The organism is Brevundimonas lutea (assembly GCF_003704105.1).
Lineage (GTDB): Bacteria > Pseudomonadota > Alphaproteobacteria > Caulobacterales > Caulobacteraceae > Brevundimonas > Brevundimonas lutea.
The window spans coordinates 13,821-32,528 of record NZ_QUOQ01000004.1; the positions used below are offsets into that span (position 1 = coordinate 13,821).

At 67.2% G+C, this 18,708-nt stretch carries 23 protein-coding genes and 1 other RNA gene; 8 read left to right on the forward strand and 16 right to left on the reverse strand.

The window, feature by feature from the left end:
• Positions 1-222: 222 nt before the first annotated feature.
• The 4 genes from EES48_RS07330 (at position 223) to EES48_RS07345 (ending at position 3,752) form a co-directional block, all read left to right on the forward strand.
• A complete protein-coding gene (locus tag EES48_RS07330) occupies positions 223-1,326 on the forward strand; it encodes a hypothetical protein (RefSeq protein WP_162998078.1) in 1,104 nt (367 codons plus the stop codon).
• A gap of 92 nt (positions 1,327-1,418) precedes the next feature.
• Positions 1,419-2,198: an exodeoxyribonuclease III gene (gene xth, locus EES48_RS07335; protein WP_122465758.1), complete on the forward strand. Its 780-nt coding sequence runs from the start codon at positions 1,419-1,421 to the stop codon at positions 2,196-2,198.
• Positions 2,199-2,262: 64 nt separating this feature from the next.
• The gene (locus tag EES48_RS07340; protein ID WP_122465759.1) at positions 2,263-2,772 is read left to right on the forward strand and encodes a hypothetical protein; all 510 of its coding nucleotides are present in this window, start codon (positions 2,263-2,265) and stop codon (positions 2,770-2,772) included.
• Between the two features lie 77 nt (positions 2,773-2,849).
• Positions 2,850-3,752 (forward strand): cobalamin biosynthesis protein CbiG, encoded by a 903-nt coding sequence (locus EES48_RS07345; protein WP_122465760.1) that lies wholly within the window; start codon positions 2,850-2,852, stop codon positions 3,750-3,752.
• Here the strand turns inward: EES48_RS07345 and EES48_RS07350 are convergent.
• From EES48_RS07350 to EES48_RS07385, 8 genes are all read right to left on the reverse strand, one after another.
• Positions 3,749-5,098, reverse strand: a complete 1,350-nt coding sequence (locus EES48_RS07350) for an MATE family efflux transporter (RefSeq protein WP_122466193.1) — start codon at positions 5,096-5,098, stop codon at positions 3,749-3,751. The genes EES48_RS07345 and EES48_RS07350 overlap by 4 nt on opposite strands.
• Positions 5,099-5,154: 56 nt before the next feature.
• The gene (locus tag EES48_RS07355) at positions 5,155-5,526 is read right to left on the reverse strand and encodes a BlaI/MecI/CopY family transcriptional regulator (protein WP_276309605.1); all 372 of its coding nucleotides are present in this window, start codon (positions 5,524-5,526) and stop codon (positions 5,155-5,157) included.
• Positions 5,475-5,816: a MotA/TolQ/ExbB proton channel family protein gene (locus EES48_RS07360; RefSeq protein WP_162998079.1), complete on the reverse strand. Its 342-nt coding sequence runs from the start codon at positions 5,814-5,816 to the stop codon at positions 5,475-5,477. Before EES48_RS07360 ends, EES48_RS07355 begins: the two co-directional genes overlap by 52 nt.
• Positions 5,817-5,980: 164 nt before the next feature.
• The gene (locus tag EES48_RS07365) at positions 5,981-6,805 is read right to left on the reverse strand and encodes a TIGR00282 family metallophosphoesterase (protein ID WP_122465763.1); all 825 of its coding nucleotides are present in this window, start codon (positions 6,803-6,805) and stop codon (positions 5,981-5,983) included.
• Entirely contained in the window at positions 6,805-7,353 is a 549-nt protein-coding gene (locus EES48_RS07370; protein ID WP_240623265.1) for a 5-formyltetrahydrofolate cyclo-ligase, read from the reverse strand. Before EES48_RS07370 ends, EES48_RS07365 begins: the two co-directional genes overlap by 1 nt.
• Before the next feature lie 144 nt (positions 7,354-7,497).
• A non-coding RNA gene (gene ssrS / locus EES48_RS07375) (6S RNA) lies at positions 7,498-7,659 on the reverse strand.
• Positions 7,660-7,854: 195 nt separating this feature from the next.
• Entirely contained in the window at positions 7,855-8,199 is a 345-nt protein-coding gene (locus EES48_RS07380; protein ID WP_122465765.1) for a cell division protein ZapA, read from the reverse strand.
• A complete protein-coding gene (locus EES48_RS07385) occupies positions 8,199-8,486 on the reverse strand; it encodes a hypothetical protein (protein ID WP_122465766.1) in 288 nt (95 codons plus the stop codon). Before EES48_RS07385 ends, EES48_RS07380 begins: the two co-directional genes overlap by 1 nt.
• A gap of 137 nt (positions 8,487-8,623) precedes the next feature.
• On the opposite strand from EES48_RS07385, the gene tkt reads away from it, so the two are divergent.
• A complete protein-coding gene (tkt, locus tag EES48_RS07390) occupies positions 8,624-10,573 on the forward strand; it encodes a transketolase (protein ID WP_122465767.1) in 1,950 nt (649 codons plus the stop codon).
• A gap of 153 nt (positions 10,574-10,726) precedes the next feature.
• On the opposite strand, the gene EES48_RS07395 is transcribed toward tkt, so the two are convergent.
• From EES48_RS07395 to EES48_RS07410, 4 genes are all read right to left on the reverse strand, one after another.
• Positions 10,727-11,821, reverse strand: coding sequence for a Glu/Leu/Phe/Val family dehydrogenase (locus EES48_RS07395; protein ID WP_122466194.1), 1,095 nt, complete (start codon positions 11,819-11,821; stop codon positions 10,727-10,729).
• A 90-nt stretch (positions 11,822-11,911) separates the two neighbouring features.
• Entirely contained in the window at positions 11,912-12,919 is a 1,008-nt protein-coding gene (locus EES48_RS07400; protein WP_338067378.1) for an alpha/beta fold hydrolase, read from the reverse strand.
• A complete protein-coding gene (locus EES48_RS07405) occupies positions 12,916-13,497 on the reverse strand; it encodes a uracil-DNA glycosylase family protein (RefSeq protein ID WP_122465769.1) in 582 nt (193 codons plus the stop codon). Before EES48_RS07405 ends, EES48_RS07400 begins: the two co-directional genes overlap by 4 nt.
• Positions 13,494-13,760 (reverse strand): DUF3253 domain-containing protein, encoded by a 267-nt coding sequence (locus EES48_RS07410; protein WP_122465770.1) that lies wholly within the window; start codon positions 13,758-13,760, stop codon positions 13,494-13,496. The genes EES48_RS07405 and EES48_RS07410 overlap by 4 nt, the downstream gene beginning before the upstream one ends.
• A gap of 82 nt (positions 13,761-13,842) precedes the next feature.
• On the opposite strand from EES48_RS07410, the gene EES48_RS07415 reads away from it, so the two are divergent.
• Positions 13,843-14,274, forward strand: coding sequence for a PaaI family thioesterase (locus tag EES48_RS07415; RefSeq protein WP_122466195.1), 432 nt, complete (start codon positions 13,843-13,845; stop codon positions 14,272-14,274).
• Here EES48_RS07415 and EES48_RS07420 read toward each other — a convergent pair.
• The 4 genes from EES48_RS07420 to EES48_RS07435 all read right to left on the reverse strand — a co-directional run bounded on the left by EES48_RS07420 (position 14,271) and on the right by EES48_RS07435 (position 16,783).
• A complete protein-coding gene (locus EES48_RS07420) occupies positions 14,271-14,957 on the reverse strand; it encodes an alpha-glucosidase C-terminal domain-containing protein (RefSeq protein ID WP_205679396.1) in 687 nt (228 codons plus the stop codon). The genes EES48_RS07415 and EES48_RS07420 overlap by 4 nt on opposite strands.
• Positions 14,958-15,036: 79 nt before the next feature.
• A complete protein-coding gene (locus tag EES48_RS07425) occupies positions 15,037-16,287 on the reverse strand; it encodes a tyrosine-type recombinase/integrase (RefSeq protein ID WP_122465772.1) in 1,251 nt (416 codons plus the stop codon).
• On the reverse strand, positions 16,287-16,508 hold the full coding sequence (locus tag EES48_RS07430) for a hypothetical protein (protein WP_122465773.1): 222 nt from the start codon (positions 16,506-16,508) through the stop codon (positions 16,287-16,289). The genes EES48_RS07425 and EES48_RS07430 overlap by 1 nt, the downstream gene beginning before the upstream one ends.
• A gap of 71 nt (positions 16,509-16,579) precedes the next feature.
• Positions 16,580-16,783, reverse strand: a complete 204-nt coding sequence (locus tag EES48_RS07435) for a DNA-binding protein (protein WP_205679397.1) — start codon at positions 16,781-16,783, stop codon at positions 16,580-16,582.
• A 472-nt stretch (positions 16,784-17,255) separates the two neighbouring features.
• Here EES48_RS07435 and EES48_RS15260 point away from each other — a divergent pair, with 472 nt between their 5' ends.
• Together EES48_RS15260 and EES48_RS07440 are read left to right on the forward strand one after the other, a co-directional pair.
• Positions 17,256-17,381: a hypothetical protein gene (locus tag EES48_RS15260; protein WP_276309602.1), complete on the forward strand. Its 126-nt coding sequence runs from the start codon at positions 17,256-17,258 to the stop codon at positions 17,379-17,381.
• A complete protein-coding gene (locus EES48_RS07440; RefSeq protein ID WP_122465774.1) occupies positions 17,378-18,697 on the forward strand; it encodes a DUF3644 domain-containing protein in 1,320 nt (439 codons plus the stop codon). Before EES48_RS15260 ends, EES48_RS07440 begins: the two co-directional genes overlap by 4 nt.
• Positions 18,698-18,708: the final 11 nt, after the last annotated feature.

An 18,708-nucleotide genomic window follows, 5' to 3' on the forward strand; every position in this document is an offset into this window, starting at 1 on the left:
GCACAGGAAGTCCGACGGACCCAACCAGGCGATGTTCCCGAAGCTCAAAGAGACACCGGCGCGTCGCGGTTGGGGCGCGCGCGGCCTCAACGGGAAGCTGCCGCTGCGCAGGCGCCGGAAGAAATCGCCGCCGTAGCGACCCAGGCGCTCACCGCCGCCAGCGTCTCTTGCCAGGTCACAAACGCCCGAGAGATCGGGCGTCTGCCGGACGGGTCGTCATCCGTGCTTGAAGCCGCCTGCGCCACCGGTCCCGGCTATGTTCTAACCACCGCCACGCCGCCGGTCGTGTTCAACTGCCTGATCGCCGCTAATCAGGCGGACGACGCCGTCGCCGCCAATCCCGAAGCGACGCCGCCGCGCTGCGAACTGCCGGAAAACGCCGACGTGCTCGCCGCCGTCCAGCCGTGGGTCCAGGCCGCTGGTCTCAGTTGCCAGGTTGATCAGGTGCAGTGGGTCGGACGCACGGGCAACGGCTCCGACCGCTACGAAGTCGGCTGCAACGGAGCAGGCGGAGCCTGGATCGAGATCGGCCAGGACGGCTCGGTCACCAACACGCTCGATTGCCTCCAGATCCCCGCCAACGCGGGCGCCTGTGAATATACGACTGCCGCCGAGTCCGCCGCTGGCATCCAGGCGCGCCTCGCCGGCTCTCCCGCCGCCGACTGCGCCGCAAGCCAGGCCCGTTACATGGGCGCTAATCAGAATGGTCGTTTCTTTGAGCTGAAATGCGCCTCGGGCGTGGGTCAGGTCGTCCGCCTCGGCAACGATGGCGCGTTCCAGCAGGCCTATGACTGCGCTCAGGCCGCCAATATCGGTGATGGTTGCCAGCTGTCAGACGCGGGCGCCGCCGTGGCTGCTCAGGGCGAAAAGCGCGCCGCGCGACTGGCCGAACTCGGTCGTCCCTGCACGGTGACTGACCAGCGCGTCATTGGCCGCGAGGGCGACGGCGCCCAGCGGGAAGTGGTGGAGTTCGGCTGCTCGGATGCGCCGTTGGGGCTGGTGGCTCTGTTTGCCGCCGAAGGAGCCCAGGGCAGCGAGGCCATCGACTGCCTGACCGCGAAGGGTCGCTCCCTGACCTGCCAGTTCACCACCGAGGACCAGATCAAGGGCGTGCTGGGCCAGATGCTGCAGGCTTCCAATCGCGCCTGCGACGTCAGTGACTACCGCATCGCCGGCCTGATGGCCGAGGGTGACGGCCAGGTCATCGAGGTCAAGTGCGCCAGTGGTTCGGGATTCCTCGGAGAATTCCCGGCCACGCGCACCGCCGCTGGTCAGATCCAGACCTGCGCCCAGGCCGCCCAGGTCGGCGACCGCTGCGAACTCTGATCGCTGCAGCCGCGTGAGAGACGAGGCCCGTCGGAGAAATCCGGCGGGCCTTTCTCTTGCCCACGCCCCTGCCCCCGCCTAGCGTCGCCGCCATGCGCATCGCCACCTGGAACGTGAACTCCGTCAACGCCCGCCTGCCGACCGTCTTGGCCTGGCTGGAGGCGGCCCAGCCCGACGTGGTCTGCTTCCAGGAGATCAAATGCGTCGACGAGAAGTTCCCCAGGGAGCCGATCGAGGCGCTGGGCTACAACATCGAGACCCACGGTCAGAAGACCTACAACGGCGTGGCCATCCTCTCGAAACTGCCGATGAGCGTCGAGCGGCGCGGCCTGCCCGGCGACGATACCGATGAGCAGGCCCGCTACATCGAGGCCCTGATCGAGGCGCCGCGCCCGGTGCGTGTCGGCGGCCTCTACCTGCCCAACGGCAATCCGATCGCGACCGAGAAGTTCGCCTACAAGTTGGCCTGGTTCGAGCGGCTGCGTCGCCACGCGACCGACTTGCTGACCCTGGAGGAGAGTTTCGTCCTGTGCGGCGACTATAACGTCATCCCCATGCCGGAAGACGCCAAAAACCCCACCGCCTGGACCGGCGACGCGCTGTTCCAGCCTGAGAGCCGAGCCGCCTTCCGCGCCCTGAAATACCTGGGTCTGGCCGACGCCCATGAAATCGGAAACGAGCCGGCCGGAACCTATACCTTCTGGGACTATCAGGCCGGCGCCTGGCAACGCGACCACGGCATCCGTATCGACTTCCACCTGCTGTCGCCTCAGGCGGCCGACCGTTTCCAGAGCATCGAGACCCATCGCGACGCGCGCGATATGGAGAAGCCCTCGGACCACGTGCCGGTGGTGATCGATCTGGCCGATTGATCCGATTTCACGCGTCGGCCGAATGCCGCTAGCCTGCTGAGCGCGGCTTGGGAGGGCCGAATCGGTGGAGGCGATCCGCATCATCCTGCTGGCGGCGCTGGGCGCGGCGGTGCTGACCACCGCGGGCCTGACCCTGGCGTGGTGGATGGAGCCGGAGCGGCGTCTACGGCGGGCTCTGCGAAAGGCGCTCGGCGACGGCGCGGAAGCCGAAGCCCTCTCGCCAAGCGAAGGCAAGGCGGCGGCGCTCGACTTCCAGACCGGCCAGCTCCTGGTGCTCTGGAATCGCGGAGCGGGCGGCCTGGTCTATGAGTTCGAGGAGGTCGATGGCGCCGAGCTGATCGTCGACGGGCATGTCGTGGCCCGTGTCCGACGCGGCGAACAGCGCAAGCAACTGGACGTCATGGCCCCGGATGCGGAACAGGTCGTGCTCCGCCTCATCTTCGACGACGCCCGCAATCCCGAATTCGAGCTCAGTCTTTGGACCACCGGCCTGCCCACCCCGGCCGGCTCGCCGCCCGAGGCCCTGCGTCTCGGCCGTCGCTGGCTCAGCCATGTCGAGGCCCTGCTGAAATGATCGGCGGCCTTCCGGTGGCCATCCCGAGGGTCTAGAAGGCGCGATCCTTCGACCACCCTGTTTTTCGGGAGCCCGCCGTGGCCCGCCTGTTCGACGCCTATGTCATCGCCATCTGGACCGCCGCCGAGGGCAAGAAGACCGGCGAGCAATCGCTGTGGATCGGCGTGGCCAAGCGCGACGTGCGCATGCGGCTGAAGACCGAGAGCCACAACGCCGCCACCCGCGCCGAGGGTGAAGCAATGCTGGCCACCATTCTGGGCGATCTGGCCAAGCGCGGCGACCGCGCCCTGATCGGCTTCGACTTCCCGCTGGGCTGGCCGCGCGGCACGGCCGAACGACTGAAGCTGTCGGGAGAGCCCTGGGCGGCGATGAGCAAGTTCGTGGCCTCGAACGTCGTGGACAAAGCCGACAACACCAACAACCGCTATCAGGTCGCCGCCAAGATCAACCGGCTGATGACCGACGAGGCCTGGCCGATGTGGGGCGCGCCGGCGCGTCAGGCCCAGCGCTGGCTGTCTTCCACCAAGCCGCCACACCCCGCCGACATTCCCGAGATGCGTGAGACTGACCGCCGCGCCCGCGTTGGCAAGATCCAGCCCAAGGGCCAATGGCAGATGCACGGCGCTGGAGCCACCGGTGGCTTGGCCCTGGTCGGCCAGCCGATGGTGCGCCGCCTTCTGGAGCGTCTGGGCTCGTCGGGTGCCGCTTGGCCCTTCGGCACGGGCTGGCGCGCCCTGACGGCCGAGGACGTCGCGCCGCTCTCGGCTCTGGTGGTCGAGGCCTGGCCGGCGATGGTTCCATCCTCTCCCGAGCCGGGCGAGTTCAAGGATCAGGCCTCGGTCGTGGCCGCCGCCGAGCATTTCGCCCGCTTGGACGACAAGGGCGAGCTCGCCGCCCTGTTCGCCCCGCCGAAGGACATCGACGACGACACGCGCGCGGCCGTCGAGACCGAGGAAGGCTGGATCCTGGGCGTCCGCTAGGCCGGCAGCCGCCGCGCGACCCGGATGAACCGCCCGGTCAGTAGCGTCGCCGAAATCAGGCTGGCCACGATCACCGCCCAGACCATGCCGTCGACGCCCAGGCCGCCCTGGTGGCTGAGGACGTAGCCCAGAGGGAACATCACCGCCCCGTAGCTGAAGATGTGCATGATCGTCGGCCACCACACGTCGCCGGCCGATCGCACCGCCAGGGCTGCGACCACCTGAACACCGTCCGCCACGAAGAACAGGGTGGCCAGGATCAGGGCCGGAACCGCCACCGCCAGCAGCGCCGTCTCCCGGGTATAGGCCCCGACCAGCAACGGAGCGGTCGGCCAGACGATCAGGCCGATCAGGGTGGCGATGCCCGCCACAGCGAACAGGCCGCAGGCGCCGGCCCGGATCACTCCGGCCCGGTCTTTGGCTCCGTAGGCGCGGCCAACCAGCACCGCCGTGGCCGAGCTCAATCCCATCGGCACCATGAAGACAATGGCCGAGATGTTCAGCACCACCGCCCAGGCGGAGGTCTCAAGCGCGCCCAGCTGGCCCGCGATCAGGGTCAGGCCGGAGAACGCACCCACCTCGATGAAGAAAGAAGCGCCTGTTCCATAGCCAATCTTGCGCTGTTCTCGGGCGGCCGCGGGGTCGCGCGGTGGCCGGGCGAAGACGCCAAGGGTCCGCGCTTCGGGCAGGCGCAGGATGAAGAGGATCAGGAAACCGGCCAGAGCCGCCCGCGCCCCGAAGGTGGCCCAGGCCGAGGCCGTCGCGCCATCCACCGGCAGGCCCGAGAGCCCCGGGACCAGCCACAGGTTCAGCGCCAGATTGATGCCGTTGGCGACCCACATGGCGATCATGCCGGGCTTGGGATGCCCCAGGGCCTCGAGGAAGAATAGCGCCGCCATCGAGACCAGGTAGAACGGCAGCGACAGGGAAAAGACGATCAGAGCCGGCCCCGCGCCCTCGCCCAGGCCGTCTTCCAGCCCGATCCGCGTCATGGCCCATGGCCCGGCCAGGGCCATGGCCAGACCGGCCGCGACGCCGATCTGTAGCGCATAGCTCAGGCCGCGCCTGAGCACCGCGCCGGCCTGTTCGCGGCGTCCCTCGCCGATCATGCGGGCGGTCATCACTTGGACGCCCATCAGCAGGCCCACCGCCGTCGTCAGGACGATGGAGGTCGGGGCCCAGGCCAGGGAGTGATAGGCCAGCTCCACCCCCGAATGCCGCCCCACCACGATGGCGTCGGTCAGGCCCATCACCATGATGCCCACACGCGACAGGATCACCGGCCAGGCAAGCTGGGCCAGTTCCTTCAGCGTGGCGCGGGTTTCGGGACGGAAGACGGCGGTCATGACGGGCACGGAATGAGAGGGCCGCGCGAGGTGGCCGGTTTCCGCGCCGCCGTCAATCAGACTGGCATCGCCCTGGCCCGGAGGTGCTCCGCCAGCGCCGCCGGATCCCCACCGAATAGCCGCGCGAGCAAGGCGTCGACCTCGGCGGTCACATAGGCGTCGCGGCTGAGCGCCGGATGGTACCGCTGCCGGCCCTCGGCCTTGACCGAACGGACCGCCCCCTTCTTCATCAGCCGGTTCAGCAGGGTCTTGATGGTGGCGTCGCCCCAGGCCGAGCCGCGCCGAACCTCATCGATCAGATCGGCGAAGGACAGCGGCCCGCGCCGCCAGAGCGCGGCCATCACCACGCTCTCGGCCTCGGTGATGGCCGGCCCGGTCAGGAGCGCAACACCGCGCGATCGATGCGCGCCTCGACGATCCAGTTGCAGATCACCGCGATGAGGCCGGCGATCAGGCCTAACACGAACAGCAGCGCGCCCTCCGCGATCCCTGGAGCGAGCACGGGGTAGGACGGTTGCTCGCCGATGTTGGCGATGGCGATGTTGATGATCAGGACATTGTAGGCCGCGCCGAGAAGCCCGATCAGCGGCCCACCCAATCGCAACGCCTGCAGAAAGGTCGAACCGCCTGTCAGAGTCTGGTCGGTCATGAGCTTGCGCACCGTCAGGCCGATCGCCGCCAGACTGGCCGCGATCAGCAAGAGCATCATCAGCTTCATGGTCGGGTCCGCGTTGAGGAGAATATCCAACGTTGTCATAAGCGCCACCTTTTGCTTGGACCGAGGCGTCCGGCGCCCCTGGATCAGAGATGAGGGCGCACGCCATGCGTTCGCGTATGGCTTACGCCCGTAATCTTAGGAGATTACACGCGTAATCTACGGCGTCAAGACGCGTCTGGAATCGCCTGTTTCAGTCGGCCCCCAACCCGGATCGGCTCCACCCGCGTGGCCAGTCCCGTCCGGTCGTCGGTCTCGACATAGACGCCGCAGATCGTGGCCGGCCCGTTTGCCGGAGCATAACGGCCGCCGGACAGGCGAGTGGTGAATCGGCGCAAGGGCTCTTCCTTGTCGTTGCCGATCACCGAGTCGTAGTCGCAGCAGCCGCCGGCGTCGGTCTGATAGGCGGTGCCGCCTGGCAGGATCTGGGCGTCGGCGGTGGGCACATGGGTGTGGGTGCCGACCACCAGGCTGGCGCGGCCGTCGCAGAAGTGGCCCATGGCCATCTTCTCGCTTGTCACCTCGGCGTGCATGTCGACGATCACCGCGTCGGCGACCACGCCCAGCGGGGCGGTGTTCAGCTCGCGCTCTACCGCCGAGAAGGGGTCGTCCTGCGGGTCCATATGCACCCGCCCCAGCACATTGATCACCAGCACGCGCCGCCCGTCGGCCAGGGTGAAGACGTCGGCCCCCCGCCCCGGCGCGTCCATCAGTTTCGGATAGTTGGCCGGGCGGATCAGGCGCGGCTCCCGCACGATGTAGGTCAGGGCCTCGCGCTGGTCCCAGCTGTGGTTTCCCAGGGTCAGAACGTCGGCCCCGGCGTCATACAGCTCGCGCGCCGTGTTCTCGGTGATACCGAAGCCGCCCGCCGCGTTCTCGGCGTTGACCACCACGAAATCGAGTTTCAGGTCACGGCGCAGACCCGGCAGGTGATCGCTCAACCCGTCCCGGCCGGACTTGCCGACGACGTCTCCGAAAAAGGCCAGTCTCATCAGAAGGACCTATAGCCGGTCTCGGTCAGGACGCCATGCAGTCGGATGTCGTGGGCTTCGATCTCCAGGTGGCCGACTTCCTGACCCGTATAGGCGACGCCAATCCGAACGATGTCCGGCAACGCCGCGAAGGTGCGATCGTAATAGCCACCGCCCTGCCCCAACCGCGCGCCCGTGGCGTCGAAGGCCAGCAGCGGGGTGAGGATCAGGTCGGGCGTCACGGTGTCGGACAGCGGCAAGGGCGCGGGCACGCCGGCCACGTCCATCTCCAGCGGCTCCCCCGGCGACCAGCGGCGAAAGATCATGGCGGCGTCGCGCTGGATGACCACCGGCAGACACAGCAACCGCCCCTGTGTGATCAGGGCCTGCGCCAGGACGGCGGTGTTCATCTCCGACCCGATCGGCGCATAGACCGCCACCATTCCGCCGGGCGGCAGGGCGCCAGCATGGTCGGCGAGCCGCAGGGGCGCATCAGGGTCAAGCCCGGCCAGCCGCTTGCGCTCAGCCCGCATCCGGGCCCGGAGTTCCGATTTCTGAGGCGCGCTCACCGTCTTCCGCTCAGACGACTACGGTTCGGACGCCTCGTCGCGCTCACGTAGCGAGCCGCCGCGCGGCGAGCGTTGGCGCCGGAACCGCGCCCGAGCAGCGGGGCTCCGCGAGGCGAGCGATAGCGCACAGGAAGAGAAGGGTTGGCGGGAGCCGCGAGGACCGTTGAGGACTGTTCTATCCCCTCGACCTGGGTAGACCAGGTGGGCGCCGTGTGCCTGGGCCCTCGAGCCCAAACAGGGACAGCTCCCTTCGAGACGATTAAGGTCGCTGGGATGTGTCGCCTCCGACGTGAACCGCAGCTGTCCCGCCAAGGCGCAAGATAGGCCCGCCACCCCCCCTTCACAAGCCGGTCCGGGAGGACGCCGTTCGCCTCACACGATTATCGTCGCGCCGTCGCCAACTTTGCGTATATGAATGTCCGCAGGCGGACGCGCGAGCTTTCGCTCTCCGAGGGGGTTCGGGCGACAGAGGTCCCCGTCCGGGCCTCCTCGGGCCATTCCCTACAAACTCGCGGCAAGGCGCTCGATGCGCGCGGCTGCGGCGTTCAGAGCCTCGGCCAGACCCGGCTCGGCGCGGTCTTCGCGAGAGGTCTCTTCGACCGGATTATCCACCGACGCCTCGGCGGCACGGCCCCCGGGCGCCAGCCGCGCCTCATGCAGTTCGTCGGCCAGGATCAGCGCCGCCATCAGGAACAGGCGGATGTCGCCGACCTGACCCACCTCGCCGGCCACGCGCTGCACATTGCCGTCGAACTGTCGGGCCAGCATGCGCACCCGCTCCTCCTGGCCGTCGGCGCAACCGATGGCATAGGGGCGCCCGTTGACCTCGATCGTCACCGTCGCCATCAGCGCTGCTCCCCGGCCGCAGCCTCATCGGACGCCGTGTCCCCCTGCCCCATCGCCGTCCTCAGCGCCTCGGCCGCCTCGGCCAGCGCCGTCGCCGCGTCATTGGCGGCGGCCTCCAGTTCGGCCACCCGGTCGTCGGCGCGCGGATCGTGCGGGGTGCGAGCGAACAGGTCGTCGTCCGGCAGCGACGCGCGCGCCGGCGCGGCGATGCGGGCTCCCACCTTGCGTTCCAGCTCGGTGAGGGCGCGGTCCAGGCGAGTCTTGGCGGCTTGGGTGGCGTCGGCCATTCGGCGCTTTCCTCCGGTCTGCGTATAGAACCCGCCCGCCCACTGGGGTAAAGCGGCCGCGCCCCCATTTCCAGCCGCAACCAAGGTGAATCGCCATGGCCGCCCTCTTGCCCGGATCCAAGCCCAGCCCCCGCCGCATGGCGGACGCCATCCGGGTTCTGGCCATGGACGCGGTGGAAAAGGCCAAGAGCGGCCACCCCGGCATGCCGATGGGCATGGCCGATGTCGCCACCGAGCTCTTCTCCAAGCATCTGAAGTTCGACGCCTCGCACCCCGACTGGGCGGACCGGGACCGCTTCATCCTGTCAGCCGGTCACGGCTCGATGCTGATCTACGCCCTGTTGCATCTGACGGGCTACAAAGCCGCGACGCGCGACGAGCTGTCCAACTTCCGTCAATGGGGCGCCAGAACCGCCGGTCATCCTGAGTACGGCCACATGCCCGGTGTCGAAACCACCACCGGCCCCCTCGGCCAAGGGCTGGCCAATGCCGTCGGCTTCGCCCTCGCCGAGCGCCATCTGGCCGCCCGCTATGGGGAGACCTTGGTCGATCATCGCACCTGGGTCATCGCCGGCGACGGCTGCCTGATGGAGGGCGTCAGCCAGGAGGCCATCGGTCTGGCCGGCCGGTTGAAGCTGAACCGGCTGACCGTGCTGTGGGACGACAATTCGATCACCATCGACGGGGCGGTCTCGCTGTCGGATTCGACCGACCAGCTGGCGCGTTTCAAGGCTTCGGGCTGGGCGGTGCGCGCCATCGACGGCCACGACCAGGGCCAGATCCGCCGCGCCCTGAAATGGGCGACCAAACAGGACAAGCCGACCCTGATTGCCTGCAAGACGAAGATCGGGCGCGGCGCGGCGACCATGGAAGGCAGCCACAAGACACACGGCGCGGCCCTGGGCGCCGCCGAGATCGCCGCTACGCGCCTGGGCCTTAGCTGGGATCACGAGCCCTTCGACATCCCCGAGGATGTGGCCAAGGCCTGGAAGGCGGTCGGCCGTCGCGGCGCCAAGGCCCGCAAGGCCTGGGAGCAGCGGCTGGAGGCCCATCCCCAAGGCGACGACTTCACCCGCGCCATGGCCGGCGACCTGCCCGAGAACGCCTTCGAGCAGCTGGACGTCGGAATCACGGCCCTGATCGATTCCAAGCCCGCCCAGGCCACGCGCCAGTCTTCGGGCGCCGCGCTTGAGGCCGTCTTCCAGGCCATCCCCGAACTGATCGGCGGCTCGGCCGACCTGACCGGCTCAAACAACACCCTGGTGAAGGGTACCGAGACCCTGGACGCGCCCGACTACGCCGGTCGCTACGTCAACTGGGGCATCCGCGAGCACGGCATGGCGGCGGCCATGAACGGCATGGCGCTGCACGGTGGGGTCATTCCCTATGCCGGCACCTTCATGGTGTTCTCGGACTACAGCCGTCCGGCGATCCGCCTGGCGGCCCTGATGGGCATCCGCGTGGTCCACGTCCTGACCCACGATTCCATCGGCCTGGGCGAGGACGGCCCGACGCACCAGCCGGTCGAGCATCTGGCGGCCCTGCGCGCCATTCCCAACCTGAACGTCTTCCGCCCTGCCGATACGGTGGAGGCCTTCGAGTGCTGGAAGATCGCGCTGGAATCGAAGACCACGCCCTCGGCTCTGGCCCTGTCTCGTCAGAAAACCCCGGCGGTGCGCGTCACGGCCGCCTCGGAAAACCTGTCGGCGCGCGGCGCCTATGAGCTGAAGGCCGCCTCGGGCGAAGCCAAAGCCACGATCTTCGCCACCGGGACCGAGGTCGCCATCGCCCTTGCCGCCCAGACGCAGCTGGAGGCCGAAGGCGCGCCGACCCGCGTCGTCTCCGTGCCCAGCTTCGAGCGATTCGCCGCCCAGGACGCGGCCTACCGCCGCGAGGTCATCGCCCGAGACACGGCCCGCGTCGCTGTCGAGGCGGGCATCCGCCAGGGCTGGGACCGCTTCATCGGCGAGGACGGCGGTTTTGTGGGCATGACCGGCTTCGGCGCCAGCGCCCCCGCCGAAGTTCTCTACGAGAAGTTCGGCATCACCGCTGAAGCCGTGGTCCGCGAGGTCAAGGCGCGGCTCTGACCTTATCCCTCCCCGTCAGGGGAGGGCAGTCGGCGCGCAGCGACGACGGGTGGGAGGGGCCGAAGATCGCGCGCGCTGAAGCTTCAGAGCTTTCAAGCGCCCCCACCCGGTCGCTGCGCGACCACCCCTCCCCCAGAGGGGAGGGAGATTTCATCACGCCGCAAGACGCTCGCGATCGGTCTTCTCGTCCAGCGCGGCCGAGATGCGGGCCTCGGCGATGGCGTCAGCGATCTCGTGGGTCGGGCGCTTTTCAGTGGCCGAGCGGTCCAGCACCTCTTCCAGCGTCTCCATCAGGCGGCTCAGCTTCTTCTCGACCCAGGCGGGGTCATAGGCGCCGCCGGTCTGGCGGGCCTTGAGCTCGGAGGCCACATTGATGATGCCGCCGCCGTTGACGACATAGTCCGGCGCATAGACGACGCCGCGCTCGAACAGCCTCTGGCCGATGTCCGGGGTAGCCAGCTGGTTGTTGGCGGCGCCGACCACGGCCTTGGCCGAAATCCGGTCCAGGGTCTGGGGGTTAAGCGTCGCGCCCAAGGCGCAGGGCGCATAGATGTCGGCCTTGACGTCATAGATAGCGTCCGGCGCCACGACCTCGGCGTTGGTGCGGGCCGCGACCTCGCTCAGCAGTTCCTGATTGACGTCGGTCAGCACCAGCTTGGCGCCCGCCTTGGCCAGCTTGTCGGCCAGGTATCCGCCGACATGCCCTACGCCCTGCATCGCCACGGTCAGGCCGGTCAGGTCGTCCTGCTTCCACAGACGCTTCGCCACCACCAGGGTCGAGCGGAACACGCCCTCGGCGGTCACCGGGCTGGGATCGCCCGATCCCCAGGCGCCGTCCGACAGGCCGACGACATAGGGGGTCACCTTGCGCGCCTCGGCCACGTCGGCCACCGATACGCCGACGTCCTCGGCCGCATAGTAGCAGCCGCCCAGGGTGTGCACGGCGCGACCGAAGGCCTGGAACAGCTCCGGCGTCTTCTGGGTCTTGGAGTCGCCGATGATCACCGATTTGCCGCCGCCCATCTCCAGATCGGCCACGGCGTTCTTGTAGCTCATGCCCTTGGACAGGCGCAGCACGTCCTCCAGCGCCTCGGCGGCCGAGCCGTAGTTCCACATGCGGGTGCCGCCGACGGCCGCGCCGCGCGCGGTGGAGTGGACGGCGATGATGGCCTTCAGGCCGGTCTTCTCGTCGAAGAAGGCGTGCACCCCCTCATGGTTCGAGAACGACGGCGAATCGAAAAGGGTCATGCTCATTGTGGGGCGCTTCCTGGCATTTTGTTCTATTGCGCGCGCCATACGCCGAAAACGCGTTCGTCGGCAAGCTTCACCGTCGTCACCTTACCGGGAGCCGAGATCGTCCGGAATCGGGCCCGCGCCCGAGGGCAAGGCGGCGTCGGGATCGCGCAGGAAGGCGGCCGCGTCGGCGAACACGCGGTGCGCCTGAAGGTCGCGGTTCAGGATGTGATAGCCGTCCGGATACCAGGCGGTTCTCAGCGACGGCGGATCGCCCGCGCGCCGCAACGCCAGCGCCATCGGCCGCTTCTCGATGATGTCGTCAAGCGCGCCATAGGCCAGCAGGGTCGGGACGCGGAGCCGGCCCAGGTCGAGACTGGCGCTCTCCATCAGATCGACCAGGCCCGACAGGGTGTCGAACCGCGTGGCGCGGATCATCTTCGGATCGCGGCTCATGCGGCGCAACTCGGCGATGTTATCGGTCGGCCGGATGTCGCGCACGGCGAAGTCCGGCGGCTCGGCGGCAAAGGCCCCGGCCACCCGTGCGGCGGCCCAAAGGGCGGAGCGATACAGCGCCGGCTGGCTGGACCAGCCCCACACGGCGGGGGCCAGCAGGAGCGCCCGATGCGCCTCCGGCGGCCGTGCCGACGCGAAGGCCGAGATAGCCACCGCCCCGCCCATGCTCTCCCCCGCGACGCCAAGGATCGCGTGCGGACGCACCGCCCGGATCAGGCTCACAGCCACGCGCAGATCCTGGACCATACGGGCCTCACCGGCCCAGACGCCCCGCCCCGGCGCGCCGCCGAAGCCGCGTTGGTCATAGGCCCAGGTCTCGATCCCCATCGCCGCCCAGGCGGGCCCCGCCCGGTGAAACGACATGGCGTGGTCGTTCATTCCATGCAGCCCAAGCATCACGCCCCAGGGCTCGGCCGCGCCACGCCACACCCGAAAAGGCAACCGCGCCCCGTCGTCCATGACCAGAGCATCGTCGTCGATCCACGCGCCCGGAAAATTCTCCGGCGGCGTCAGCGGCGCCTGCACCGCCAACGGCGCGCAAGCCCCGAGCCCGGCCAGGCCCAGCGAGGCCAGCAATCCGCGCCGTGACACCCTCACGTCAGCAGCTCCCGCACCCGCATACGCAGCCAGGGCACGACGTCCGCCTCGAACCACGGATGCCGCTTCAGCCAGGCGGTGTTGCGCCACGAGGGGTGCGGCAGCGGCAGGATGGCGGGCGTGAAGTCCCGCCACCGCGCCACCGTCTTGGTCATGGTCGGGCCGAACCGCTCGCCCAGAGCCCAGGCCTGGGCGTGGCCGCCGACCAGCAGGGTCAGCTCCATCCGCGGCAGGGCCTCCAGCAGCCGGGGCCGCCACAGCTGGGCGCAGCGGCGTGGCGGCGGATAGTCGCCACCCTTTGGAGCCGTCCCCGGATAGCAGAAGGCCTGGGCCGCTACCCCGATGCGCCGGTCGCCGTAGAAGGCGTCGGAATCCACGCCCATCCAGTCGCGCAACCGGTCGCCGGAGGGGTCGGTGAACGGCAGGCCGCTTTCGTGTACGCGGCGTCCCGGCGCCTGGCCGCAGATCAACAGGCGGGTCTCGGGAAACACCCGCACCACCGGCCGGGGTTCGTGCGCCAGTTCGCCGGCGCAGGCGCGGCAGGCGCGGATGTCGTCGAGGACGGCGTCCAGGCTCATTCCGGTTCGGACGGGCTCCCGGCCTCGGGCAGCTTCAGCCGAATCACGCCCTTGAAGGCGTTCGGGTCCACCGGCTTGCCCTTCTTGGTGATGACCAGTCGGCCCTCTCGCGCCAGGCCGACGGCGATGGCCCGCACGCGCGGCATCATCCGCTGCCAGCGCTCGGGCTCCAGCGCCTTTGCCACTTCAGACGGGCAGATGCTCTTGCCGGCATCGCGTTGGCTCAGTTTTTCGAAGATGGAGGCTTCGATCGGATCGGTCATGACGCCTATATGGCGCCTGCGAAGCGCGGAAAGAAGGCACGGCCTCAAGTAGGGTGAAGCCCGATAGGCCAAGGAGAAAATGATGGTCGCGAAGATCACGGTCACCGAGGGCGAGTTCGCCGGCTGGCGGACCTACGACACCCACGGCACCTTCGATCAGGTGGTCGGCCCCTTCTACTTCCGGCCCGACCCTGACGGACGGATGCGCTGCGCATTCCGCGCCGAGCCCAAACACATGAACATGGGCGGGCGCATGCACGGCGGCTGCCTGATGACCTTTGCCGACATCGCCATGTTCCAGACCGCCTATCAGGAGATGGAAGGCGCCTCGGGCGTGACGGTACAGCTGGACTCGACCTTCATCGACGGCGCCTACGTCGGTGAACTGGTCGAGGCCACCGGCGAAGTCATCCGCGCCGGCAAGAGCCTGATCTTCGTGCGCGGCCAGATCGAGGCTGACGGGCGGACGCTGATGACGTTCTCCGGCGTGATCCGGAAGTTCGAGAAGCGCTAGCCGCCCCGCACCAGCACCCTCCACCCCCCCGGCTCCAGCGTCATGGTCGTTGCGCCGTCCACCGTCACCGCATCGCCGGTCCGGAATTCACGATAGTCGCCCCAGTGGTGCGGCCCTTGGAAGGTCACCGTCTGCGCCTGGTCTGACAGGTTCAGGGCGACGAACACCTGATCCCCCTCGTTCGCGCGGAAGAAGCTGAACACCTGCTGCGGGGCGGAATTGACCACCTGATACATCCGGCCGCCCCACTGCCCGTTCCACAGGGCGCGGTTGGCGTGCTTGAGGGCGAACAGGTCGCGATACAGCGCCCCCTGGCTGTCCAGCGCATAATCCTCCGGCCAATCAATCGGGTCGCGCTCGAAGAACTCCAGGCGCTTGCGATTGCCGACTTCCTGCCCGTTGTAGATCAGGGGGATCCCCTCCCCCGTCACCGACAGCACGATGGCCGCCTCGCGCAGCGGTCCGTACTTCTCGTACTCCGTCCCCTCCCAGGCGTTCTGGTCGTGGTTGGAGGTGTAGATCATCCGCATGGCCTCGCGCGGATAGGCGCTCTCGTTCCAGGAATAGAAGCCGAACAGCGCCCCGGTGTCGGCCCGCCCGGCCGCGATCCCCTGCATGGCGTCCTTCCAGGTCCAGGCGTAGCTGGCGTCGAACGCGGCGTAATGCAGGTCAGCGACATGCATTCGGCTATGAAAATGCAGGGGAATCTCGGGAGTTAGCGGGGCGACCGTCCAACTTGCTCCCGAATTGCTCCTCGCCGATCTAGATGGTCGCGATGATGCTAGCCGAAGCCAAGGCCATCTTAACTGACTGGTCGTCTTGGGGGAAGAGGTGCCCGTAGCGGTTCCAAGTCGTGTTGACGTCGGCATGCCCCGCGTAGACTTGGACAGCCTTGAGGTTGAAGTCGGCGGCGATCCACGAAGAGATCGCATAGTGGCGCAACGCATGCCACGTGAAGCGGGTGTTGCCGTCGTCTTCGTCGTCTTCATCGGCGTCAAGTTCAGTGTCACCAGCGGCGAGCCAGCCCAGTCCGGCGGTGACCTTGTTCAACTGCTTCAGGAGCGATCCGCGATAGATGTAGCCGCCTTTGTCGTTGGAGAACACGAGCGATTTTGCGCTGGCGCCTGCCGCAGTCTTACGTGTCAGGAGACGCGTTCCCAACTCGGCGCTGATGGGAATCGTCCTGTAGCCGGCCTTGCTTTTTGGCGGGCCTTCGGTGTCGTCGATCTCCAGCGCGACCTTCACTCGGACGGTCAGCTTCTCCAGATCGATGTGACGGTAGCGGAGGCAGCGCAGTTCGCCTGACCGGAGGCCTGTACATGCGGAGAAAAGGATAATCTCGGCAAGTTCCGGCGGGGATGCTTGCAGCACCTCCATGATTGCGGTCGTTGATGGCGGCGTGACCCGAGCATCTTTCTGCTTCGCGGGCGCATCGACCGGCACTTTGTCGGCTGCGTTGGTGGGAACCAGATCACGCAGCCGCGCCCATTCGAGAGCAGAGCGGAGCGTTACGAGATGTGCGCGGACCGCCTTATAGCCAAGGCCGATGGCAAAGAGCGCGTCGCGAAAGCGGATCACGGTCGACGGCTTGATCTTCGTCAACTTGTAGTGACCGATCGCGTCGGAGAAAGGCTTAACGGCCCGACCGCGCGTCGATCCCTGGAAGTCGGGGGCGCGGACGATGTAGTTCCTGAAATGAGCGCGTTGATTCCGGAGATGCCCCTTGCCGATCGCTTCACGCGCTGCGCGCTGCTCCTCATGCTGGAGATAGATGACGCTGAGTTGGGTAAGCGACATACGATCGCCTTCAGGGCGGCTGGTTCCAGCGTTGACGGCCTGTTGCTTCTCAAGTGCGAACAGTTCCGCTTCAGCACGGGTCGTAAAGCCGGCCTTCTTCCGGCGCTTCCCCTCTTCAGTCCAACTCACCTGCCAGGACTCGCCAGACCGCCCGCCGGCTACCTTACGGCCGCCGCCCTCGTTACCTGCCCATTTCCGCTTGCTAACGCTGGCCATTAGCGTTTCTTCCCGGCGAGCACGGCAGCGAGTAGGGCGTCAGCCAAATCGATGCTGGCCTCGATCGCCGAAGTCGCCGGCACGTCATAGGGCAGGCGCGCGATGGCGATGGAGAAATCCTGATCGCCTTCAAGCTTGCCGGTGGCGATCGCGCGGGCCGCAGCCAACGCGTCAGGGTAGGCATCGAAGAGGCGGAAGGTGAAAGTGTTGGGCGCGGCCAAGCACACGGCCCAAGGCTTACCTGCGCCGGGGTTGCGGGACAGGGTGACAGTCGGGGGGCTGCGGTCGCGCATTACAGGCCCACCTGCGATTCTTGATCTGCGATCCACGCCATGATGGTCGATGTGCGGGCGCAGATCATCGTGCCCATTTTGAAATGCGGCAGCCCGTTGCGTTCCACGAGATAGTACACCTCGCGACGACGACGCTTTGTCCCGAAGAGGAACTCTGCGATCGCCGCAGCCCCCTTCAGCACATCCAACGGGTGGTCGGGCACGCGGCGCGCAGGGTTAGAATGGGAGTGCATAGTCATATCCTCATATTGATCTGACGGGATGCCAGAGACGAGGAGGCTTGCAGCAAGGAACTGGCCAGCTTTAACCAATTTGTCCTCAGTTTTTGCTGAGGCTTAACAACTTGTTAAGATCACGATTACTGCTCATTGCGGAGGAGTCATCTTTCCCGTTGAGGAAACCCTTGCGATTATTGAAATCAGGGGTCGGTTCCGCAGAGGCGTTGGATAATGCCGCAGCCCGAGAATTTTGTCGGTCAGCGTGTCGGCGCTATCCACGCAGGCACCATCTTATCGGCTCCGACCGCCCATTTTCAGGACATCCAGTCTCGGAATGGCGCTCCCGAAACGTGACTGACCCATGGCGAGACACCCGAAACCCGCAGGGGTTGATGGCACCGACGCCTTTGCTACATCCGCACGTGGGTGGCTATTGGTCAGGCATAGGGGGCCACGCTTGTCTGATTCCACATTCCTCAGCGCTGGTGCGCTCTTCGGCACCGACCATCTCGGCGGCGATCTGGCCTTGGCTTGGATCAACGCTCTGATGGCGGGCCAGCTCGATGCTGAGATCGCTGGATGAGGCCCCCCCTCAAGCCGGAAGCTGCGCCGGACGCCACCGCGCCCAATCCTGTCGTTCCGGCCGCGCCGGCACCGGTACCAACGCCGGGCAACCGATCTCCCGTTCGCAGGCGTGGCAATTCGTTGGAGCGATGGGAGATCGCCCTAATCAAGGCCATGATCGCCGACGGCCGATGGCCGAACGATCAGGACATCCTGGCACACTTCACCCGCCCAACTCGGTCGGTGAACCATCGCGCCATCGCCGAAATTCGGACGAAGAAGAAGCATACAGCCGTCAAGCCCGCAGCCGCCGAGGACTTGGACGCATTCCTGGCCTGTTGGCCTGACGTTGATCCGGAGACGGGGCTCAGCCTTCAGGGCGACGAACTGCTGATCAAGGCGCGCGAGGCCATGATCGCGGCGGTTCACATCTTCAACGGCGCCGGCCTGACGTTCCGCGCCGAACTGTTTATCGTCACCGCCGTGATCGCTTGGACCTACTTGCTGCACGCTTGGTTCAAGCGCGAAGGAATCGACTACCGCCACACGAAGATGGAAGCTGGTGTTAGGGTCGTTTCGAAGACGCCGAACGGGGCCGACAAATACTGGGAACTGGCCCAGTGCCTGAAGCACGCACGATGCCCGGTCGAGCGCGGCTCGGCCGACAATCTGCTCTACCTCCTCGAACTGCGCCATGAGATCGAACATCAATCAACCAGCCGAATCGACGACGCCGTCAGTGCCAAGCTGCAAGCCTGTTGCATCAACTTCAACGACGTCATCAAGGGGCAGTTCGGCGCGCAGTATGCTCTGGAGCGGCGCCTGCCGATCGCGCTCCAGTTCGTCACCTTCAGCCCGGACCAGCGTGCCCTGCTCAAGAAGGCAGGCAACCTGCCACGCCACCTCGAGACGATGATGGAGGGCTTCGAGCAGAAGCTGACGCCTGAGCAGCAGGACGATCCGCGCTTCGCCTATCGCGTCTTCATGATCCGCAAGACAGCGAACCGCGCTCCCGGTGCCGACCTTGCCGTAGAACTCGTGCCGCCCGGCTCCGATGTGGAAGAGAAGTTCAGCATGGCGCTAAAGGAGGTCGAGAAGCGCAAGTATTTGCCCACCGAAGTCGTAGAAAAGGTCCGGGCTGAAGGCTGGAACCGCTTTACGATGGATAGCCACACGCGGCTGTGGCAACGGCTCGGTGCCAAGGACCTAGCGAAAGGTTACGGAGCCGTCGCTGTCGGCAAGCAGTGGTGCTGGTATGAGCCGTGGCTCAACCGCGTGTTGGAAGAGTGCCAACAAAACCCTGACCGCTACAGAACGGCAGCGGTACCAGATTAGCCATCGACCAA

Excerpts from the sequence above, each read along its gene's own strand:
- xth (WP_122465758.1), top strand. The coding sequence starts at position 1,419 with ATGCGCATCGCCACCTGGAACGTGAACTCCGTCAACGCCCGCCTGCCG.
- EES48_RS07380 (WP_122465765.1), bottom strand. The coding sequence starts at position 8,199 with ATGGCGACGGTGACGATCGAGGTCAACGGGCGCCCCTATGCCATCGGT.
- tkt (WP_122465767.1), top strand. The coding sequence starts at position 8,624 with ATGGCGGACGCCATCCGGGTTCTGGCCATGGACGCGGTGGAAAAGGCC.
- EES48_RS07425 (WP_122465772.1), bottom strand. The coding sequence starts at position 16,287 with ATGGCCAGCGTTAGCAAGCGGAAATGGGCAGGTAACGAGGGCGGCGGC.
- EES48_RS07410 (WP_122465770.1), bottom strand. The coding sequence starts at position 13,760 with ATGACCGATCCGATCGAAGCCTCCATCTTCGAAAAACTGAGCCAACGC.
- EES48_RS07385 (WP_122465766.1), bottom strand. The coding sequence starts at position 8,486 with ATGGCCGACGCCACCCAAGCCGCCAAGACTCGCCTGGACCGCGCCCTC.
- EES48_RS07415 (WP_122466195.1), top strand. The coding sequence starts at position 13,843 with ATGGTCGCGAAGATCACGGTCACCGAGGGCGAGTTCGCCGGCTGGCGG.
- EES48_RS07440 (WP_122465774.1), top strand. The coding sequence starts at position 17,378 with ATGAGGCCCCCCCTCAAGCCGGAAGCTGCGCCGGACGCCACCGCGCCC.
- EES48_RS07365 (WP_122465763.1), bottom strand. The coding sequence starts at position 6,805 with ATGAGACTGGCCTTTTTCGGAGACGTCGTCGGCAAGTCCGGCCGGGAC.
- EES48_RS07350 (WP_122466193.1), bottom strand. The coding sequence starts at position 5,098 with ATGACCGCCGTCTTCCGTCCCGAAACCCGCGCCACGCTGAAGGAACTG.
- EES48_RS07420 (WP_205679396.1), bottom strand. The coding sequence starts at position 14,957 with ATGCATGTCGCTGACCTGCATTACGCCGCGTTCGACGCCAGCTACGCC.
- EES48_RS07395 (WP_122466194.1), bottom strand. The coding sequence starts at position 11,821 with ATGACCCTTTTCGATTCGCCGTCGTTCTCGAACCATGAGGGGGTGCAC.
- EES48_RS07405 (WP_122465769.1), bottom strand. The coding sequence starts at position 13,497 with ATGAGCCTGGACGCCGTCCTCGACGACATCCGCGCCTGCCGCGCCTGC.
- EES48_RS07360 (WP_162998079.1), bottom strand. The coding sequence starts at position 5,816 with ATGAAGCTGATGATGCTCTTGCTGATCGCGGCCAGTCTGGCGGCGATC.